We start from the raw sequence: 20588 nt of genomic DNA, 5'->3' as shown, positions 1-20588 counted from the left end.
TAAATAGATGAAAATATGGGAGGGTTATAATAATGATTACAGGTGAGTTAAGAAGTAAGGTAGATAAAATATGGGAGATATTTTGGACCGGTGGGATTACCAATCCGCTGTCTGTTATTGAGCAGTTTACCTACCTTTTATTTATAAAAGGACTTGATGACAAGCAAAAGGAAGAAGAAAAGCTGGCGGAGTTTGTAGGTACAGACTTTAATAAAATATTTAATGATGATCAGCAAAACCTAAGATGGCATAAATTCAAGCAAATGAGTGCTTCTGACATGTATGAAACAGTTTCAAAAAAAGTGTTTCCATTTATCAAGACTATGCATGGTGATAAGGATTCAGCTTTTACCAAATACATGGATGATGCCATCTTTATGATTCCAACACCACAGATGTTAGAAAAGATTGTTACAAATATTGACGGACTACCTGTTAAAGAAGGCAATACAACAGATGATACCAAAGGGGATTTATACGAGTATTTGCTTTCTAAGGTAGCAACAGCAGGAACAAATGGACAGTTTAGAACACCTAGACACATCATCAAAATGATGGTGGATTTGATGCAGCCAACACCTACGGATATTATTGTTGACCCTGCAGCCGGTTCAGCAGGATTCCTTGTTGAAGCAGGGGAGTATCTAAAACGAAATAATGAGGATATGTTCACCATTAAAGAACTGAAGGACCATTATCACAATGACATGTTCTTCGGTAATGACATGGACAGAACTATGCTTCGTATCGGTGCTATGAACATGATGCTTCATGGTGTTGATAGACCAAATATTGAATATAGGGATTCATTATCAGAAAGCAATAAAGATAGAGAAAAATACACACTTGTCCTAGCAAATCCACCTTTTAAAGGATCGCTTGACTATGACAGTGTATCGGCAGACCTATTGAAAGTGACAAAAACTAAGAAGACAGAGCTTTTATTCTTAGCCCTTTTCTTAAGAATTCTTAAAAAAGGCGGCAGATGTGCATCTATCGTACCAGATGGCGTATTATTCGGTAGCTCTAATGCCCATAAATCCATTCGTAAAGAAATTGTTGAAAATCATCAGCTTCAAGCAATTATCTCCATGCCTAGTGGCGTGTTCAAGCCTTACGCTGGGGTTTCAACTGCTATTATGATTTTCACGAAGACTGATGCAGGCGGTACAGATAAAGTCTGGTTTTATGATATGCAGGCAGATGGCTTATCCCTTGATGATAAGCGTCAACCAGTGGATGCTAACGACATTCCTGATATTATCAGCCGTTACCATAACCTTGAAAATGAAAAGGATAGAAAGCGTACGGAGAAGTCATTCTATGTTCTTAAAGAGGAAATTGTAAAGTATGATTATGACTTATCTATCAATAGATATAAAGAAATTGAATATGACGAAGTGGAGTATGAAGCACCAAAGATTATTATTCAAAGAATCAAAGAGTTAGAACAGCAGATTCTTGATGGTCTTAATGACATTGAGAGGATGGTGTAAAATATGGAGCTAAAACGTCTAGGTGATTATGTAAAGATCAAAACAGGGAAATTAGATGCTAATGCTAGTAGCGAGAATGGAGAGTATCCATTCTTTACATGCTCAGTGAACAATCTTTGGATTGATAATTTTGCATATGATTGTGAATGTGTATTAATTGCTGGGAATGGCGATTTAAATGTTAAATATTATGAAGGAAAGTTTAATGCCTATCAGAGGACTTATATAGTTGAGTCAAATGATAAGACAGTACTTGATGTAAGATTTTTGTACTACTTCATGAATAAGTACATTGACATCCTTAGAAATAATTCGATTGGTGGAGTAATCAAGTATATTAAATTGGGTGCTCTTACAGATGCTCAAATTCCGTTACCACCCCTCGAAATCCAAAAGAAAATCGTTGAAGTATTGGACAAGGCTCAGGGGCTTATTGATGCACGAAAAGAGCAAATTAGGCTGATGGATGAGTTGATTCAGTCGGTGTTTTATGAAATGTTTGGTGATCCTGTGACAAATTCGAAGGGGTGGGAAACTGGGACTATTAATGATTTAACATCGAAAACACAATATGGCACAAGCAAAAAAGCACATGAAACTGACGGTGAGTATCCTGTGTTAAGAATGAATAATATTACTTATACTGGGGGATGGGATTTTTCAAGTTTAAAATATGTAGATTTAAATGAGAAAGAGTTAGAAAAATATTTGGTTAATGAAGGAGAAATGCTATTTAACAGGACTAATAGCAAAGAGCTTGTTGGTAAGGCAGCTGTATATAGAGAAAATAAACCAATGGCTTATGCAGGATACTTGGTCAAACTTATAACAAACACAAGAGGGAATACAGAGTATATTTCTGCATACTTGAATTCTAAACATGGCAAGGCTACTTTATTAAATATGGCAAAAAGTATTGTTGGGATGGCTAATATTAATGCTGAAGAGCTAAAGAAGATAAGAATAAATCTGCCACCAATAGATTTACAGAACGATTTCGCAGCTATTGTATCTAAAATAGAAAAAGAAAGAAAAAAACTTAGTGAATCAATCAGAGATTATGAAGATAGCTATTCTTCAATTATGCAAAAGGCATTCGTTGGAAAATTATTTTAATTGAAACGGGGTGGAGTGATGAGACTAATAAAAATAAAAATGCTGAGTGATTATAAGCTTTTCAAGCAGAATCAAGAATTTGTTTTTGGCGATGACTCCACCCTTGGAATAGTTGGCATAAATGGCAGTGGCAAATCAATTCTACTTGAACTGATATCCAAAATATTTGTTGATGCTAGTAACCAAATAACTCAGAAGAATTACTCAAGTGATATAAGCTATGAAGCTATTTATTCATTGCAGAAAGATCATATGATTGAAAGCGTTTTAGTAGGAATAGGTGGGCAATGGGAAGCTACTGATTATGTGTTAATTAAGTTAGAAAATCAATCACAGCATTTCAAAATGATAATTTCAAATGGGAGAGATGAATTTGAAATAAAAAACATTAACATATATTACGTATTCTTTCCCAGAAAGATTGTGGTTTACTCATCTGGTCATAATGAAGGAATTAGTGATGAAATCATTAACTATAAGCTTTACTCTTTGGCAGAAAAGGACAGTCAGAAGATTAAGAAGAATAATTACGGCGAGGTTATCAATAAGGGTATTCTTGATCGCTACAATGAATTGTTTTACTATTTTGATGATACGATAAGTAAATTGGCTATCCTTACTTCATTTATGTTTGAGTCTGAATATCAAGGAATTCTATCAGAATTTTTTGAAAAGGCATTAGTGACTTCCTTTAAGATAAGATTGGATAAGAAAGATATATATGATGAGGATATTTACTTCGATGAGAAGGCTTCATATCTATTAAATGAAATTATGAGCTATGCAAATACAGTTCATGTAAATGAAAACGGATTTGAGTATTATGAGTTTCATGCACCAGAGAATAGAGACCGGGAACAAATGTCCTTATTAGCCTTTTTTGAAGGACTGCAAAGGCTTTATGACTACAATATTTATAAAATTAAGAAAAGGACTCTAAACAGAATCATATACGGGAATGAAAAAAGCAAGAAATCTTTAGTCGATTGGAATATTGCAAATCATAGAGTGTTTGAACTACTTGAAATGACCTTCAAAACTGAAAACGGCTCTGAACTGGAATTGAGAAATTTTTCTGATGGAGAGTACCAAGTGCTACAACTGATTAGCATACTCAGTATCTTTTACGGAAGTAACATTTTATTTTTATTAGATGAGCCAGAGACACATTTTAATCCAAGTTGGAAGTCTTTGTTTGTCTCAAAAGTAAAATCAATGCTTAATCCAATGTCACAAGTTGTATTTTCATCACATAATCCGGAAGTAATAACAGATTTAAGAAAAACAAGTGTTGTTAGCATGAAGAGAGGCGTGCAAAGTGGATTGCAAATTGAGACTTTTGGAGCTAATCCAAATATGATAAGTGCAAATTTATTTGACAAGAGAAACACTGTGGCAGAATTGGCTAAACAGGAAATCAATATATTTAGGAACAAAATTAATCAAACTACTAGTCATCAAGACTTAGAGGAACTTAAGCATGAAATTGAAAATGTGCTAGGCGATTCATCAGAACGCTTGATGCTGATCATTGAGATTCAAAAGAGGATGATGTAAATGTGGTACTTTTATAATGAATTTGAAAATGAAAAATTAGAGAGTCTTATAAACCAAATAAATAGTGTATTCGTTAATATTTTCTCATCTGTAGTGTTTAAGTATCCAAGCTGGATGAATGAGATCAAACTCAAAAGTGATTTTGAAGAGTTTAAAGGTAAGTTTGAGTTAAGTCAGCAAGTGGAAAAAGATAAGTTAGCGGATGCCTTCAGAAAGAATATTCAAGTTGAAAATATATGTAATATGACCATTGATCCGATTTCTTATGAGGGTTTACTTAGTGGATCAAGCGAAGATTTTGTACAATGTATAAGGGCTTTAAAAACAATACAGGACTATTTATATGATAATTTATTGAAACTAAAGGGTCTTGTTGAAGAAGTAGGAACTCTCAAAAATTATTATGAAAAGTTTTATGATGAATCAATAGAATATGTTTGTCCATTTTGTGGAATAGAACCTATGCTAACGTCAAAAGACCAATTTCGAGAGGCTTTTGATCATTATCTACCACGATCAAAATATCCATTCGTTTCATTACTGAGGAAAAATCTTTTTCCTATTTGTCATACGTGTAATTCTACATATAAAGGTGATAAGAATCCTAGAGATTATGGTAAAGTGTTTTATCCATTTACGAGAGACGATAATGACTGTGAGCCTGTTTTTACTATTCGAACTGGTGTTATTGAAAATCTTGAAATAAATAGCCAGCGTTTTCAAGGTGAGATAGAGACTTGGAATGAAGTGTTTGGAATTAAAGATCGGATAAGAAATTTTGCTGAAGTAAATCTTAGTGGATGGATGTCAAATGTTTCTGAAGCTGTTGGTATTTACAATATTGATTTAGAAACAGCAAAAAATGCTGAAATAGAAAGATGTAAATCAAATAAAATGCAAGATCATAAATTTATAAAGAAAGCGACTTTAGAAGCATTATAGTTATAAAAGGGGGAATACCATGTGCTACAACTTTGATTTCCTGAAAAAAGAAGAAAAATATAAGGACTTTACATACGCCTGTATCGAAGCTGAAAAGAGCTTGGTGGTTTCCTATGCCAGTACAGCGATTCTTGCACGTAGAGCCTTGGAATTGGCTGTTAAGTGGGTCTTTTCTTATGACCATGAACTTGAAGCACCTTATCAGGATAATCTAGCATCTTTGATTCATGATTATCGGTTTAAAGGGATTATTGATACGAAACTCTTCCCAATGATTAAGTATATTCAACAAATCGGCAATAAAGCAGTCCATTCGGCTGCACCTATTACAAGAGAGCAGGCAGTGCTTGCCCTTCACAATCTATTTGAATTTATTTCGTGGATTGATTATTGTTATTCAGATGTTTATGAAGAGATTGCCTTCGATGAAAGCTTACTTGGAGATAATGAAAAAGAGAAAAAGACAAGAGATGAGCTAAAAGACCTTTATGACCGATTGGGTGCTAAAGACCGTAAACTTGAAGAGATTATCAAGGAAAATGAAGAACTAAGGCGTACTAATGCAGCCAAGCGTATTGATAATAAGAAAAACCGTGAGTTTAAAGTTGATGAGATTTCTGAATTCAAGACAAGGAAGATGTATATTGATTTAGAAATTGAGCTTAACGGCTGGATTATCGGCAAGGATTGTCTAGAGGAAGTTGAAGTGGAAGGTATGCCTAATCAAGCAGGTCTAGGTTATGTAGACTATGTCCTTTTTGGTGATAATGGCAAACCACTGGCAGTTATTGAAGCCAAGAAAACCAGTGTAAATCCACGTGTAGGTCAGATACAAGCGCAGCGTTATGCAGATTGCCTAGAAAAACAGTACAAGGTTAGACCGGCAATTTTCTACACGAACGGTTTTGAATATTATTTATGGGATGATGCCAGCTATCCAGAGCGCTTAGTATCAGGTATTTATACGAAAGAAGAACTGGAGTGGCTACACTTTAAACGAGAAAACAAATCATCTTTGAAAGACCCTATAATAAACGATGATATCACCAATCGTCACTATCAAAAGATGGCTATTACAGCGGTGTGTGATACCCTTGAAAAAGGCAATCGTAAGGCTCTACTTGTTATGGCAACAGGTTCAGGAAAGACAAGGACCGCCATATCAACAGTAGATGTATTGATTAAAAGAGGTTGGGTTAAAAATATTCTTTTCCTTGCTGACCGTACAGCATTAGTAAAACAGGCAAAGAAGAATTTTAAGGCACTGTTACCGGAACTGTCTCTTTGTAACCTATTAGACAGTAAGGACAACCCAGAAAGTAGGATGGTGTTTTCAACTTATCCAACAATGATGAATGCCATTGATGATGTAAAAAACAAACGAAGTGAAAAGCTTTTTACTAGTGGACACTTCGACCTGATTATTATTGATGAAAGTCACCGAAGTATTTATAAAAAATATCAGGATATTTTCAATTACTTTGATGCCATTTTATTAGGACTTACAGCAACACCTAAAAATGACCTTGATAAGAACACCTATACCATTTTTGAACTTGAAAATAATGTACCTACTTATGCATATGAGTTAGGTGAAGCTATTGAAGATGGCTATTTGGTGCCTTATCATACCATAGAAACTAAGATGAAATTCCTTGAAGAAGGCATTCATTATGATGACCTGACAGATGAAGAAAAAGAACAGTTTGAAGAAACCTTTGATGATGATGTAAAAGACATCAGTGGGGAAGCATTGAATTCATTCCTGTTTAATGACAACACCATTGATACAGTCCTTCAAGAACTGATGAAAAAAGGATTAAAAGTTGAAGGTGGCGACAAGCTGGGCAAAACCATTATCTTTGCCAAGAATAAAAAACATGCAGACTTTATCGTAAAACGCTTTAATAGCCTTTACCCTGAATACCATGGTAACTTTGCTAAACTTGTTTATACGGGTATCAATTATGTAGAAAGTACTATGGATGACTTTGAAGTAAAAACAAAGCTGCCGCAAATAGCTGTATCTGTGGATATGTTGGATACTGGTATTGATATTCCTGAGATACTAAATCTTGTTTTCTTCAAAAAGGTGCGTTCAAAAACTAAGTTTTGGCAGATGATTGGCCGTGGCACTAGATTATGTGAAGATTTATATGGTGTGGGATTGGATAAAGAAGGCTTTAGAATCTTTGACTACTGTGGTAACTTTGAGTTCTTTAGAACCAATAAAAACGGTAAAGAAGCCAAGATGATGAAGTCACTCACAGAAAATCTTTTCAATATCCGTATTGGCATCATAAAAGAGCTGCAAATCATGGATTATCAGACTGAAGAATACATTGAGCATAGAAATGCTCTGATTGAAGGTGTTTTGAAGGAAATAAAGAGCATTGATGAGAGTAAGTTCAATGCAAGAATGAAACTTCAAATCATTCATAAGTTCAATCAAGAAAGCGGATTTGAAAGTCTATCTGATGCTGATGTAAGAGATATTGAAGAACACATTGCGCCACTTGTACCAGCCATCGATGATGACGAATTAGCCAAGCGATTTGATTATTTAATGTATACCATCGAGTATGCTGATATTAAGCGCGTACCAGCTTCAAAGCCTAAGAATCGTGTTGTAAGTACAGCAGAAAAACTCACATTCAAAGGCACCATTGAGAAGGTCAAACAGCAAGAAGAACTGATCTATAAAGTTCAGACCAATGAATATTGGGAAGCAGCAGATATTTTTGACCATGAAGAAGTCCGTGAAGCGTTGAGGGACTTAATCAAATACCTAGATAGCAAGTCGGGCGAAATTTACTATACTAATTTTACTGATGAAATTATGGAAACAAAAGAAAGCCCTGGTGAATATTCAGTCAATGACATGCAGAGCTATCGTAAAAAGGTCAATAAGTACTTAATGGACCACCAGAATGACATGGTGATCTATAAACTTAGAAATAATAAACCTTTAACAGAAGATGATATTAAGTATTTTGAAAAGATACTTTGGCAGGAACTCGGTACAAGAGAAGACTATGAAAAAGAGTTTGGTGACGAGCCATTGCTCAAACTGGTGAGTAAAATTGTAGGCTTAGACCCACAAGCGGCCAATGAAGTGTTTTCAGAGTTTTTATCCGATGAAAGCCTTAATATCAATCAGATGGAGTTTGTGAAGCTAGTGGTCAATTATATGATTAAGAACGGTAGCTTAGACAAAAGCGTACTCAATGAACATCCATTTAACAAGCGTGGCAATGTTATGCATTTATTCGACGGTAAACTCGATGTGGCAAAGCGTATTATTGGGGCAATTGATCAGATTAATGGAAGATTGAGTGTTTAGAGGAGGTGATTCGGTGGCAATACCAAAATATCATGAATTTATGAAACCCGTATTGGAATTATTGAAAGATAATCAAGTTCATAAGCGTGTGGACATGTATAAGGTTTTAGCAATGCAGTATCAATTAACTGAGCAAGAACTTGAAGAGTGGCTGCCAAGTGGTAAACAATTGGTTTATAAAAACAGAATTGGCTGGGCGCTGACTTATCTAAAAAAAGCTAAAGTGATTGAATCACCTGCTAGAGCCAGTTTTAGAATTACTGAACTTGGACATAAAGTCTTGACTGAGAATCCAGAGGTTGTAGATCAAAATTATCTCAAGAAGTTTGAAGGTTTTCAAGAATTTATAAACAGTACTTCAGATAATACACTTCTTGACGATGATATTTCTGATATCGGTAGTGACGAGTCGCCACAAGACTTGCTAGACAGAGCCTATAAGACTATATCAAACACCCTGGCAGATGATTTGCTTACTGAAGTTATGAACCAATCACCGGACTTTTTTGAAAAGTTAGTGGTGGATTTGTTGGTTTCTATGGGTTATGGTGGCAGTAAGATTGAAAACAGCCAAGTTCTTGGAAAATCTGGCGATGAAGGTATTGACGGCGTCATTAAAGAAGATAAATTAGGTTTTGACAAGATTTATATACAAGCGAAGCGCTGGGATACTGAAAAAACAGTTGGAAGACCTGAACTTCAAAAGTTTGTTGGTGCACTAACCGGACAAGGTGCATCAAAAGGCGCTTTCATAACAACAGCAAGTTTTACCAAGGAAGCCAAAGAATATGTTAGTAAACAACATGCCTGTAAAATTGTTTTAATTGACGGTAAATCTTTGGCAGCCCTTATGGTTGAACACGATCTTGGTGTTTCAGTAGAAAACACCTATTTGATTAAAAAAATTGACACCGATTATTTTAACGGAGAATAAAAACAAATAAATATCGGCCCCCCCCTATCTATTTTCGGCTTATAGATAGGGGGGCTTTTTATACTTTTTTCGCCCACCCCTACCGTTTTTTCGGCTAATAAATGAGGGGGAAACTTAAAATGCAAAAATGAATAGACCAGACCCCTCGAAAAATCGGCTTATAACTATAGGGACAAAAAAGGAGGTAAACAAATTGGAACATGAAAATGAACTAAAACTTATCAACATGAGTGATGTTGAAGTAACAGAAGTGAAATGGTTATGGAAGCCCTATATCCCCATTGGGAAAATCACCATTATTCAAGGTGATCCAGGAGAGGGTAAGACTACCATGATTTTGCAATTGCATCAGCAATGACGACTAGTGATGTATTGCCTTTAAGTGAGGAGGCGTTAGAATGTAGAAATGTTATTTATCAGACAGCAGAAGATGGGTTAAGTGACACCATTAAACCAAGATTATTGGCAGCAGGTGCTGATTGTACCAAAGTAATTGTTATTGATGAAAGTCGTAAGGAGTTGACTTTATCAGATAAGAGGATTGAAGAAGCCATTATTGAGACGAATGCCCAGCTGCTCATAATTGATCCCTTACAGGCTTATTTAGGTTCTGGTGTAGATATGCATAGGGCAAATGAAATCAGACCCATTTTCAAAAATCTTTCTTGTGTTGCAGAGAGGACAGGTTGTGCCATCGTCATTATTGGTCATATGAATAAAGCTGGTGGTACCAAAGGGCTTTATCGAGGACTCGGATATTACAGCTGCTGCTAGAAGTGTTCTCTTAGTAGGGCGTGTAAGAGCAGACCCATCTATTCGAGTAATGGCTCAGATCAAATCAAGCTTAGCACCTGAAGGTAAGAAAGTTGCCTTTAAGTTGGATGAAGAAAATGGTTTTGCGTGGATAGGAGAATATGACATTGATCTGGATGAATTGCTTGGTGGTAGTTCAACTGAAAGTGTTCTAAAGCGAGCAGAAAAGCTGATTAAAGAAGTTCTTGATGATGGAGCAAAAGCCAGTGATTATGTTGTAGAAAGGGCAAAAGAGAAGCAGATTTCTCAAAGAACGCTGAAAACAGCTAATAAGAATCTTGAAGTGAAATCCATCAAAACAAAAGAAGGTTGGAAATGGCAGTTATAAAATCAAGAGTGCAAGGGGGAAATGCTTATAAGCTTTACACCCTTGCACCCTTGGAAGGAAAATGAAGAAATGTTAGGCAAATTATTTGGTGCAGAAGAAGTAAAAGCAGAATTGCAAGAAGCTAAGGAAGAGATTCAAGTACTTGAACATAAGCTTCAAGTCAAGGAAAAGTCCATAAAACAACTTGAAGATGCAGTGAGGATATTGGAAGAGAATATTGAATCATTGATTGATGAAAATGACCAATTAAAGGCACGTCCAGATCATTTTGGACGAACATCAAGAGCATCTGGTGAACATATGAGACTTCTTAAAATGTATCAGTGCAATCAATTATCCTATCAGGAAATTGCGGATAAAATGACTGCATATACCGGTGAAAAATGGTCCAAAAGCACAGTTCATTATTTGCTGACCAAGTTATAATGATTTCATCTTCAATATCCCAAATAAATCTAAAAGCGTCTAGTTAGTTACTGGATAGTAGGAAAAGCCAGAGGATTTATTTACCCTGTTTTAACAGGGGCAAGCTTCCACTTTGTATAGCCAAAGTGTATAAACGTGGGCATGCCCACACCCATTTCTAAGGAAGGAGATGCTAATGAGAACAAGAGATAAGCAAGTGAATATTCGAATGACAGAAAAAGAATATAATCAGATTAAGAAAAAAGCAGATCGAGTGAAATTAAACATGAGTACCTATATTATTAAATCTGCTTGTGACAAAAGAATCACTGTTATTGAGGATTTTAGAAATTTCCATACCCAATTAACTAAGATTGGTAATAACTTGAATCAGCTGACTGTACTCTGTCACCAAGGAAAGATTACAAGTCCCAATCTTAAGGAAACTAGAAAGTCACTAGATGATAGTTATGATGCAGTAATGGCAGTACTTAAAAAATACAAATAAATTTAAAAGTTCAAGCAGGAGGGTAAGATGGAGAACTTAATGAAGTTTACAATACAGTTAGCCATGCTTTCCAGCCTGCTTGATGAAAAGATGATTTCAGAAAAAGAATTCATCAAGATCAAAGCTGAGTTGGAAAGAAAATACAAAATAAAACGAGGTTTATGTGGCACGCGATTATCAACTATGATAAAATTAAAATGATAATTGGGAACATACATTGTTGAACTATCCGGAATTACCGGATAGTTCACTTAAAAACGTCAGACAGTGTCTGATGAATTTGAAGCTACATATGGAGAAGGAGGGTTACATTGGAACACAATAATGATTTACTTATATATCAGACAGAAGACGGTAAAACAAAAATAGATGTAAGACTTGAAAATGAAACCGTATGGATGACACAGAAGGCGATTGCTGAGCTTTATCAAAAAGGTGTTAATACCATTAATGAGCATATAAAAAATATTTATGCTGAAGGTGAACTTGAAGAAAATCGAACTATTCGGGAAAACCGAATAGTTCAAACTGAGGGAAATAGAGAGGTTGAGAGAACAGTACGTTTTTATAACCTAGAGTTAATCATTGCTGTTGGTTACCGAGTACGCTCTAGCAGAGGTACACAATTTAGACGCTGGGCAACAGAAAGATTAAATGAGTACTTAGTCAAAGGTTTTACCATGGATGATGAACGTCTTAAGGGTATGCGTAACATTGGTGATGATTATTTTGATGAGCTTTTAGAACGAATTCGTGATATTAGAGCTTCAGAAAAAAGGTTTTATAAGAAAATCACGGATATCTATGCTTTATCTATAGATTATGATGGAAAATCAGAAGAAGCTAAAAAGTTCTTTGCAACGGTGCAAAACAAGCTTCATTTTGCTATTCATGGACATACAGCAGCAGAACTCATTGAGCAAAGAGCCGATGCTTCAAAAGACAATATGGGACTTACAACTTGGAAGGGTGAAAAAGTGCGTAAGGGTGATGTGACAGTAGCTAAGAATTATTTGACGGAAAAAGAAATAAAAACCCTCAACCGTATTGTAACCATGTATCTAGATTATGCAGAAGATCAAGCAGAAAGGCGTAATCCAATGTATATGAAGGATTGGGAAGAAAAATTGAATGCCTTCCTAAAATTTAATGAGCGAGACATACTTACTGGAGCAGGTTCTATTTCCCATGAAGTAGCTAAGGAACTTGCTGAAAAAGAATATGAGAAGTTTAATCAAAAACGTTTAAGTACACCTGAAAAGGATGATTTTGATGTGTATTTAGAAGAACATGAATGGACACATAAGAAGTAACCTTTTTTAGTTGCTCAAAGGAAGTGATGTTATGAAAGAAGTAGAAGTTATAAAACCTAAAAAGAATAAGTTTGACCGTGCATCAGGGAAAGAACTCTCCAAAATAAGAGTTGCGCCTTACTGCAGAGTCAGCACCGATTCGGCTGAACAGATGGCAAGTTACGATTCTCAAGTGGCTTATTATGAACAAAAGATTGCAGAAAACCCTAAATGGGAATTGGCAAAGATATATTCTGATGCCGGTATAAGTGGCACCAATATTGATAAACGCCTTGGCTTTCAAGAGATGATTCGTGATGCCATGGCAGGAGAGTTTGACCTAGTCATTACCAAAAGCATCTCTAGGTTCGGTAGAAATACAAAGGATGTGCTGGAATACACCAGACTGTTAAAGAAGCACAATGTAGCAGTTTTATTTGAAAAAGAAAATATTAATACCTTCTCCATGCAAGGTGAAGTAGCTATGACTGTTTTAACGTCAATAGCCCAACAGGAAAGTGAAAGTATTTCAACCAATGTAAAAATGGGTCTAAAGATGAAAATGAAGCGTGGAGAACTAGTTGGTTTTCAAGGTTGTTTAGGTTATGACTATGATAAAGAAACCCAAGAACTGGTCATCAATGAAGAAGAAGCTGGGGTCGTCCGATTTATCTTTGATTCTTATAATCAAGGCAAAGGTGCCCGTCTTATTGGAAATGAATTAAAAGAAAAAGGTTATAAGACTAAAAGAGGTAGCACTAATTGGCCTGACAGCACCATCAGAGGCATATTAAAGAATGAAAAATACATGGGCGATTTACTCCTAGGCAAGACATTTACAGTTGATCCAATCACCAAGCAGCGCCTGGATAATATGGGAGAAGAAGAAAAATATTATATCAAAGACCATCATGAGCCTATCGTTAGTAAAGAAACCTTTGAAAAAGCCCAATCTATTAGAAACAAGCGTAATTGCAACATGGAAAAAGGACGATTGAAACGCTATAGCAGACAGTATACCTTTAGCAGTAAGATTGAGTGTGGCTTCTGTGAAACCACTGTTGGCAGAAGGGCATGGAACTCAGGCACCAAGAATAAAAAAGTGGTGTGGCACTGTATAAAATCAAGTAAACATGGTAAGAAGTTCTGCCCAGATAGTAAAGGCATTCATGAAGCTGTTATTGAAGAAGCTTTTGTTAAAGTCTTTAACGAAATGTGCCAGCATAACAGAGAGATCATAGAAGAGTTTATATCAACCATCGAAAGTACATTAAGTGAAAGCACTAGTAAGAAAGAGCTTTCAGCTCTAAACAAAGAGCTTAGCCTAGTAGAAGATAAAATCAAAAAGCTAATTGATCTTCATATTGATGGCGCCATAGACCGAGAAAATTATGATAACAAATCTATAGAACTCAATAAAGACAAAGAACGACTGATCAAAGAAACCAATGAACTGTCTTTAACAGCTAGTGAAGAAAAGGAAATGAAAACAAGGCTTAAAAGTTTTAGAAAGTACTTCGATGCCAACAAGCCCCTTAAGAAGTTCGATGCAGATGTCTTTGAATCTATAGTCGAGAAGATTATACTCGGTGGTATTGATGATAAAGGAAAAAAAGATCCTTATCAACTGACTTTCGTATTTAAAACCGGTCCAAAATCAACAATTACTATGGGTAAAGAATTATATTCCCACTTATCACCCGACACATGTTGAGTGTGTGGTAATGATGTCAAAGGTGGAAAAATAGGTAGCTTAAAAGTGTAGAAAAAAAGGATTTCCGAGAGTTGGAGTTGCTCAGACGATGATTCCAGCTCTCGGATTTATGTGTGTTTCAGGCAAGAGAGAACATATCAATGACGTATAGTTGAGTGGACAATATTGTTATAGGGTAGGTTGTGTAGAGAGGATTGTTGATTCTTAGATCAATGAGTAAATCATCAATGATTCTAATCACCACCCATAAAATGATTGGTTTCATCGGTTTTTGCTTTTTCCACTGTCTATTTGACGGAGGGCAGTTCATTTCTTTTATGATGCTCTTTTGTATTTTTTAAATTTGTTCTTTAACTATTCTTATGAATTCTTTTTCAGAATCTAACATAATTAAGTGATCTGTATTATGCAAACGATAAACTATAGAATTTTTACAATTTTTTTGGAAAATTTCAATCTTGGAATTTAAAAAAACATCATCTGAATTATTATCAGCAATTAATAAGACAACTTTAGATTTTACACTCTTTAGTAATGTTATTATATCAAGATTCCATTCATTTTTCATATATTGAATCTGGTCATCATCTGATATTTTGAATTGATATGTTTGATGTTCAGTAGACCATTTAACTTGATCAAGTACAGCTTGTTCTATGTTTTCGTTCCATAAAGTTGGATTATCACTTTTCATATAATTTACAAAAGATTCTTTGCTTTTTAAAACTTCATTTGGGAAACTGTCATTTTTTATATCTTCCCATGTTAGTCCTTCGACTTCTTTTAATGCAAAAAAGCCACCATCAACTAATATTGTAGTTTTTACCATATCATACATACTAGCGAAAGTTAGTGCTATAGATGCACCTATAGAACTACCTATAATAGTTAATTTTTGTTTTAAATTTAAATCAGAAATGGTTTCGTGTATTACATTAGCGATATTGTTAAATGAATAATTTTGTAACCTCATACTATTTCCGTGTCCAGGTAGATCTATAGCTACTATAAAATAGTCATCTTTTAGTTGTTTAATTACAGAGTTCCAAATAAGATGTGTCCAATTTAATCCATGTAGAAATATTAGAGGTGATTTTTTCTTATTTCCATATAAATTTATATTGATTTTTTTTTGCATCGTTATTCCCCCCTTTTAAATCGTTTATATGCTGCTATTATCCATACGCTCCAAAAAAGACGAATAGCCACCCCGCCAGGTGACTATTCTTAAAGCTTTACAATAATTAGAATGTCGCCGTTCCCCCTTAAAGGGAATCAGCTATTGACCGTGGGTGTATCCAGCACCTGCGGTTATTTTTAGGATACGAATAATCCATCCAACTTATAACTTGCTATCTTCACCTTCACTATATAATATATGAGAATATTTTACAACATATCACGTTGAAACATTAATCGAAGTCAATTCCAAAGATACAATGGTCAAAAACAAATGGAACGATCTTGCTATCATCGTTCGTTTCGTAAAAATGGGATAGTTGCCGATTGAACTCTGGAAGATCTTTTTCTTGCACTGTCAAAATAACTTTTCCATCTGCAATCAGTATCTTATTTGCTGAAAGTATTGCTGTTCGTTTGTTTCCATCCCTAAAGAGCTGACTTCTGGACGCCCCTACTAGAGAAGAGGTTGGCAATGAATAGTTGACGTCATTGGTATAACCTATATCGTGAGATACTCATGTTCTATGATATTGGAGATAATCATCAACGGATTTACCCAGTGCTCAGATGCAAATGATGAAATAGTCTGGTTTGATTAACACATACAAATGATCAAACATCTTCCCATACAATATTAATGATATAGTTTGCCTAATTCATTTGCCCATACATCAATACCATTATTAAACTTACTAATTACATTGTTTAAAATATCCTCGAACTGATTATAATAACCTTGTGCTATGGATAGTGCCTTACTGGTGTTATTATTCAATATCAATGTTTCCTCCCTTATTTTGAACCGTTTTCTAATTTCTAGATAAGTATCTTTCGTGTCCTTCCAACCAAGCAGTTGCTTATGATTAATATCAATCGCCTTTAGAACACTTATCTTCTTAAACACATCATTTACTATTCTGTTAATTTCTTCATGATTATAAATTAATTCACCAAGTTGTTCATAGCTTAGCTTTTGTTGAGTAATACCTTCTTCTAGCAACTCATTATTTGTATCTATTAAAGAGATTACTTTCACAATATCTAACCAGATTGCTTCTTCAAGATAATTATTAATCCGTAAATTTGTCTGATACATTTCAAAATAAGAATAAATTAGAAGTAAACATATTCCGATCAAAAAAACATAATGATTTTTTTCTTAATAATAATTATCCCTTCTCTCTTCAAAATCCACCCATTCGTTCGCGTGGTAGTGTCAATAAGTTTGTGTAATTTGCAGGGTACCTGTCACGTTCCATTTTATCTTGATCAATGATTCTATTTGTTCATATTATTAGGGTCAATAGAATTCTCAGTTTGCACTTTTTCGCCATAACGTTGCTTCAAAGGACGCTGAAGCCACATCTCCATATCTTCAACAACCACATCCGTAATGTGACTGATCGTGGTGGCTGAATAAGATTGTCCTAAGATTCGCTCAATAAAATGACCAATTTCTCGTGTACTCATACCTTTCTGATACATGGTGATGATCGTTTCTCCGAGCCATTGTTCACGACGTTGATAGGGACTAAATAGCCTGGTCTGAAAGGTGTTGTCGCGGTCACGAGGTACTTGTAAGTCCACGATACGCCCATATTTGGTATCCAGCTGGCGTGTGTAGAAACCATTTTTATAATTTTTTAATTCGGGATGTTCATAAGTGAAGAAGCTACTCATTTCTTCTCTCGTGATCGTTTCTAATTTCTCTTTTACGAAGTTTTGAACCATCATTTCCAATTACTTTTCAAAGGGGTTTTGCTCTATACTTGTAGACATGGTAGAGTATCTCCTCTTCGTTGATTTTGCGGTTAACTTGAGGGTACCTTACCTCTTTTTTGCTTTCAAGTACTTTACACAAACTATTGTACGTCATCAGGAGGTAATCACTATGGGCTATGACTTTAGCAAATATCCATCCATCTACGAAAATATTCAAAGTGTTAATCTTACGGACCGAGCAGATCGCATTATGTGGATTTCTAACCTTTCACGTTCAGAAGCTGCCATAAAGTTAGCAGAAATGAGTATCCTGCTTCAATCAAGTGTTATGGATAATGTTCGATTGAGAAAGCTTGCAAAAAATGAAGCAATCAACTATCATCAAGAAATTACTCGAGGCATCCACGCTTTTGTAAGAGAACAAGTTTGGGACGATCTCAATATGAATTACGAACAAGTGAATGCGATGTATGTGAAATAAGAAGAATCCCCGTCTACTACATTTGAGATAGCGGGGATTTTAATATGCCTTCCAAAATGGAGATATACTTGTCTGGAAAAGAACCTGCTTTTCCATTCTTAATGATTGTTAGTGTATCTTCACTGGAGAGAGAATGAGAGCGGTAGGGACGATGCGATACTAGTGCATCATAGACATCCGCTAGAGCGACAATTTGAACATGACCCAAATCAAGTTTTAGTCTATATGGGTAGCCTGCTCCATCCTGTCGTTCATGATGGTATTGGACGATTTGTTATACTTCTTGATCTTGGTAGCCATGCTCTTCCAAATATCTATACCCGCTCTCAGAATGAGATTTCATCATATTGAATTCATCGGTTGTTAATTTTCCAGGCTTATTAATAATCTCTGGAGGAATGAATAGTGGTAGGGTTTCCCTTGATAAAATACCAAATGTAAAGCCTGTATTACAGCGGGCTGGTTTGACAGCTCTGCCGAAAGCGAACGTAGCGGTTCTGGTGGGTACGGCGCTTGACCCCACCAAGAGTAAACGGCCGAACAATATGCCAGGCATCACCATCAGCACCATATGGGGTGAGATGGCGGCGCAGCTTGCAGAGTCAGCGAAACTCTATGATTATGTTAAAGAAGCGGACAAAAAAGGGGTATCACCCGGTTCTGAAGCGTTGAAGAACCTTTTCGACGCCGCTGCTCCCTGCCTTATCCTTATGGACGAGCTGGTTGCTTACGCCAAGAAAATTTATCTGACCTTGCTCACTGGGCGAGGTCAGGGGATGGTCGTTTTTGTTACTTTAAATCAGAATTTTTATATTCCATCTATTCAAATATCCAGTATAATATTATTAAAATTACATAAATTGAAAATTAGAGAAGGGCCATGTTGATGAAGGTAAATATATAAACTCAAGTTCCTATCATTCTTATTACAATACGGATTTTGGTTGGGATAGTAAACGAACTGATGTATGGCATAGGGTAAATATACGTGGATATAATGATGGCTATGCTTATATTACCACTGAAAAAGGAAAATCTGGGGAAGGTAGTAGTTTACTTAGTTTTAAGTTACAAACTTATTAATGTTTAATGCAATTGTATTTCCTATTAAGAATACTAGTTTTGAATACTAGTTTTTTGGGGGGATTTCTATGGGAGAAATAGATATCATTTTATTTCTTTGGAGGTTATCATTCCTGATATCAATTATATGCTTATTTTTAGGAGCATTTAAAAGATCCTGGTTGTTAATGTTGATTAGTGCTATAACCTTTTTACCTATAGCATATTATTTTTTAGGAGCAGTTAACTATTTTAAACTTATTGGTTTCGTGCCAGTTATTTTATTTTCCCTGGCAATATTGTTTTGGTTTCTCAAGAGTAACAGAAAAAACAATAAGAAATAAAAATAGTTTTTAAGTATCCCTTGTAATAGTTGAATAAACGGGATAGAAGATTAGTTCTAGACTAATTGCTATCCCATTTAACAATTTTATTCGTTTTTGAATACTCTCTTTTTAATTTATAGCAAAACTTGATAAAAATGAAATGCATCCCGATTTTAGCTAATTACCCCTTATTCCCCTTTTTCGGGGGATGTGTAAAAATACCCAATCTTGTTTTCCTTATCAACTCTGTAGAAAAAATAGCCCCTAGATTGCCATATGAAGCGTTTTGAAAACCCTTGAGATATAGCTATACCCTAGGGAAATGGTCATTTTGTATAACAATGTATAACAAAGTCATACAATCCAATTTAATAATAGAACTACGTGGTCTACCCTGTAATCATTATGTGAGCGCCCCTACATAACCAGGATGACGGTCGTTACTAAACACGTAGAAACAACCAGGGCTACTCTAGGCATTTTTCGTGGGGCGCTGGCAGCCAGCACACTTTATCTCCATGGGAGCAGCTGGCCATCCGTCTGGCGGGACTTGATCTGTAATTTTTACCTCACTTACTACTGCTACATCTCGTTTTTTTCTTACTTCATTTTTTATCTTTATCTCTTTTTTATTTTATTTACTTACGTATTTGGATACTTACTCCTACTTACACTTACTTAGTCTAACTCTCTACTTACACACTACATTTACTCTACATACATACTCTCTATTACTTACCTATTTACTCTTACTAACTCTCTACTCTCTGTCGATATTCTTAATCTTTAACATGCGTTCGTTGCCTTTTTTCGTTAGCCCCCTCCCTTGGTCGCGGGTTGTAGCACAGTGGAGAGCCGCGACCAAGGGAGGGGGCGGAAGGCCAGAACGCCCGTTATTATTGCATTGCAAGGGAATAGTCGACAGAGAGTCTCCACGGAAAGTATGTTGTACATAGAAACTATTTTAAATCCATATTTTAAACTAGTTTAACAACTATATTTACTACAATGGAACGACAAAGAAATAAACAGCCCTAAGTACTTTTTTAGGGGCTGTTTTTCTCTTTGTCCCGTAGGTGCAGGATGAATAGTGTTCTACCGAACACTAAAAAAGCGCGCCGCGCTTAAGGAAATTGATTCTACTATTATTTTTTTACTCTTCTACTATCTCTAGTGATGCCAGATTATATATGGCTTTAGCTATTCTACTGTACTATTTATATCCCTTTTTCTGCACTTTAGCGAAATCGAAGGTCCATTGATGGACTTTTTTCTATTACGTTTTTTATATCCCTTTTTAATTTTTTCGCTGGAATGGATCTATATATTATTTATTTCTTAAAACCTTAAGATCTTTATTATATTTG

The 20588-nt window shown here is 35.4% G+C and carries 16 protein-coding genes and 2 pseudogenes; 15 read left to right on the top strand and 3 right to left on the bottom strand.

Annotated elements, in window-relative coordinates:
* Window positions 1–32: 32 nt before the first annotated feature.
* The 13 genes and pseudogenes from BN1691_RS03250 (at window position 33) to BN1691_RS03200 (ending at window position 14448) form a co-directional block, all read left to right on the top strand.
* A complete protein-coding gene (locus BN1691_RS03250) occupies window positions 33–1496 on the top strand; it encodes a type I restriction-modification system subunit M (RefSeq protein WP_048600807.1) in 1464 nt (487 codons plus the stop codon).
* A 3-nt stretch (window positions 1497–1499) separates the two neighbouring features.
* A complete protein-coding gene (locus BN1691_RS03245) occupies window positions 1500–2612 on the top strand; it encodes a restriction endonuclease subunit S (RefSeq protein ID WP_053083695.1) in 1113 nt (370 codons plus the stop codon).
* Window positions 2613–2630: 18 nt separating this feature from the next.
* Window positions 2631–4169, top strand: coding sequence for an AAA family ATPase (locus BN1691_RS03240; RefSeq protein WP_048600806.1), 1539 nt, complete (start codon window positions 2631–2633; stop codon window positions 4167–4169).
* Window positions 4170–5111 carry a hypothetical protein gene (locus tag BN1691_RS03235; protein WP_048600805.1) on the top strand — a complete coding sequence of 314 codons (942 nt, stop codon included), beginning with the start codon at window positions 4170–4172 and terminating at the stop codon, window positions 5109–5111.
* Between the two features lie 19 nt (window positions 5112–5130).
* The gene (locus BN1691_RS03230; protein ID WP_048600804.1) at window positions 5131–8454 is read left to right on the top strand and encodes a DEAD/DEAH box helicase family protein; all 3324 of its coding nucleotides are present in this window, start codon (window positions 5131–5133) and stop codon (window positions 8452–8454) included.
* A gap of 13 nt (window positions 8455–8467) precedes the next feature.
* Window positions 8468–9388: a restriction endonuclease gene (locus BN1691_RS03225; protein ID WP_048600803.1), complete on the top strand. Its 921-nt coding sequence runs from the start codon at window positions 8468–8470 to the stop codon at window positions 9386–9388.
* A 127-nt stretch (window positions 9389–9515) separates the two neighbouring features.
* A pseudogene (locus BN1691_RS14925) lies at window positions 9516–10162 on the top strand (AAA family ATPase).
* A complete protein-coding gene (locus tag BN1691_RS14500; protein WP_197082483.1) occupies window positions 10113–10529 on the top strand; it encodes a hypothetical protein in 417 nt (138 codons plus the stop codon). The pseudogene BN1691_RS14925 and the gene BN1691_RS14500 overlap by 50 nt, the downstream one beginning before the upstream one ends.
* A gap of 21 nt (window positions 10530–10550) precedes the next feature.
* Window positions 10551–10955: a hypothetical protein gene (locus BN1691_RS03215; protein ID WP_048600802.1), complete on the top strand. Its 405-nt coding sequence runs from the start codon at window positions 10551–10553 to the stop codon at window positions 10953–10955.
* A 175-nt stretch (window positions 10956–11130) separates the two neighbouring features.
* Window positions 11131–11442 carry a plasmid mobilization protein gene (locus BN1691_RS03210; RefSeq protein WP_048600801.1) on the top strand — a complete coding sequence of 104 codons (312 nt, stop codon included), beginning with the start codon at window positions 11131–11133 and terminating at the stop codon, window positions 11440–11442.
* A gap of 27 nt (window positions 11443–11469) precedes the next feature.
* Window positions 11470–11643: an SHOCT domain-containing protein gene (locus BN1691_RS14495; RefSeq protein WP_187116850.1), complete on the top strand. Its 174-nt coding sequence runs from the start codon at window positions 11470–11472 to the stop codon at window positions 11641–11643.
* A 110-nt stretch (window positions 11644–11753) separates the two neighbouring features.
* Complete coding sequence (locus tag BN1691_RS03205) at window positions 11754–12755, top strand: virulence RhuM family protein (RefSeq protein ID WP_048600800.1); 1002 nt, start codon at window positions 11754–11756, stop codon at window positions 12753–12755.
* A gap of 31 nt (window positions 12756–12786) precedes the next feature.
* Window positions 12787–14448, top strand: a complete 1662-nt coding sequence (locus BN1691_RS03200; RefSeq protein WP_048600799.1) for a recombinase family protein — start codon at window positions 12787–12789, stop codon at window positions 14446–14448.
* Window positions 14449–14785: 337 nt separating this feature from the next.
* Here the strand turns inward: BN1691_RS03200 and BN1691_RS03195 are convergent, their stop codons facing one another.
* The 3 genes and pseudogenes from BN1691_RS03195 to BN1691_RS03185 all read right to left on the bottom strand — a co-directional run.
* Window positions 14786–15586: an alpha/beta hydrolase gene (locus BN1691_RS03195; RefSeq protein WP_048600798.1), complete on the bottom strand. Its 801-nt coding sequence runs from the start codon at window positions 15584–15586 to the stop codon at window positions 14786–14788.
* A gap of 678 nt (window positions 15587–16264) precedes the next feature.
* Window positions 16265–16666 (bottom strand): hypothetical protein, encoded by a 402-nt coding sequence (locus BN1691_RS03190; protein ID WP_147545607.1) that lies wholly within the window; start codon window positions 16664–16666, stop codon window positions 16265–16267.
* A 296-nt stretch (window positions 16667–16962) separates the two neighbouring features.
* Window positions 16963–17364, bottom strand: a pseudogene (locus tag BN1691_RS03185) (IS256 family transposase); the annotation flags it as partial.
* 157 nt (window positions 17365–17521) lie between these two features.
* Here BN1691_RS03185 and BN1691_RS03180 point away from each other — a divergent pair.
* Both BN1691_RS03180 and BN1691_RS03170 read left to right on the top strand, forming a co-directional pair.
* On the top strand, window positions 17522–17833 hold the full coding sequence (locus tag BN1691_RS03180; RefSeq protein ID WP_048600796.1) for a hypothetical protein: 312 nt from the start codon (window positions 17522–17524) through the stop codon (window positions 17831–17833).
* A 398-nt stretch (window positions 17834–18231) separates the two neighbouring features.
* On the top strand, window positions 18232–18720 hold the full coding sequence (locus BN1691_RS03170; RefSeq protein ID WP_048600794.1) for a DUF499 domain-containing protein: 489 nt from the start codon (window positions 18232–18234) through the stop codon (window positions 18718–18720).
* Window positions 18721–20588: the final 1868 nt, after the last annotated feature.

The sequence above is a fragment of the Rubeoparvulum massiliense genome (genome assembly GCF_001049895.1).
Taxonomy (GTDB): domain Bacteria; phylum Bacillota; class Bacilli; order Rubeoparvulales; family Rubeoparvulaceae; genus Rubeoparvulum; species Rubeoparvulum massiliense.
The sequence above is the reverse complement of the archived record's forward strand: the minus strand, read 5'-3'. Positions and strand labels throughout refer to the sequence as shown.

Coding starts and splice junctions, on each gene's coding strand:
- BN1691_RS03240 (WP_048600806.1), top strand. CDS start 2,631: ATGAGACTAATAAAAATAAAAATGCTGAGTGATTATAAGCTTTTCAAG.
- BN1691_RS03230 (WP_048600804.1), top strand. CDS start 5,131: ATGTGCTACAACTTTGATTTCCTGAAAAAAGAAGAAAAATATAAGGAC.
- BN1691_RS03210 (WP_048600801.1), top strand. CDS start 11,131: ATGAGAACAAGAGATAAGCAAGTGAATATTCGAATGACAGAAAAAGAA.
- BN1691_RS03235 (WP_048600805.1), top strand. CDS start 4,170: ATGTGGTACTTTTATAATGAATTTGAAAATGAAAAATTAGAGAGTCTT.
- BN1691_RS03170 (WP_048600794.1), top strand. CDS start 18,232: ATGAATAGTGGTAGGGTTTCCCTTGATAAAATACCAAATGTAAAGCCT.
- BN1691_RS14495 (WP_187116850.1), top strand. CDS start 11,470: ATGGAGAACTTAATGAAGTTTACAATACAGTTAGCCATGCTTTCCAGC.
- BN1691_RS03200 (WP_048600799.1), top strand. CDS start 12,787: ATGAAAGAAGTAGAAGTTATAAAACCTAAAAAGAATAAGTTTGACCGT.
- BN1691_RS03180 (WP_048600796.1), top strand. CDS start 17,522: ATGGGCTATGACTTTAGCAAATATCCATCCATCTACGAAAATATTCAA.
- BN1691_RS03195 (WP_048600798.1), bottom strand. CDS start 15,586: ATGCAAAAAAAAATCAATATAAATTTATATGGAAATAAGAAAAAATCA.
- BN1691_RS03215 (WP_048600802.1), top strand. CDS start 10,551: ATGCTTATAAGCTTTACACCCTTGCACCCTTGGAAGGAAAATGAAGAA.
- BN1691_RS03250 (WP_048600807.1), top strand. CDS start 33: ATGATTACAGGTGAGTTAAGAAGTAAGGTAGATAAAATATGGGAGATA.
- BN1691_RS03245 (WP_053083695.1), top strand. CDS start 1,500: ATGGAGCTAAAACGTCTAGGTGATTATGTAAAGATCAAAACAGGGAAA.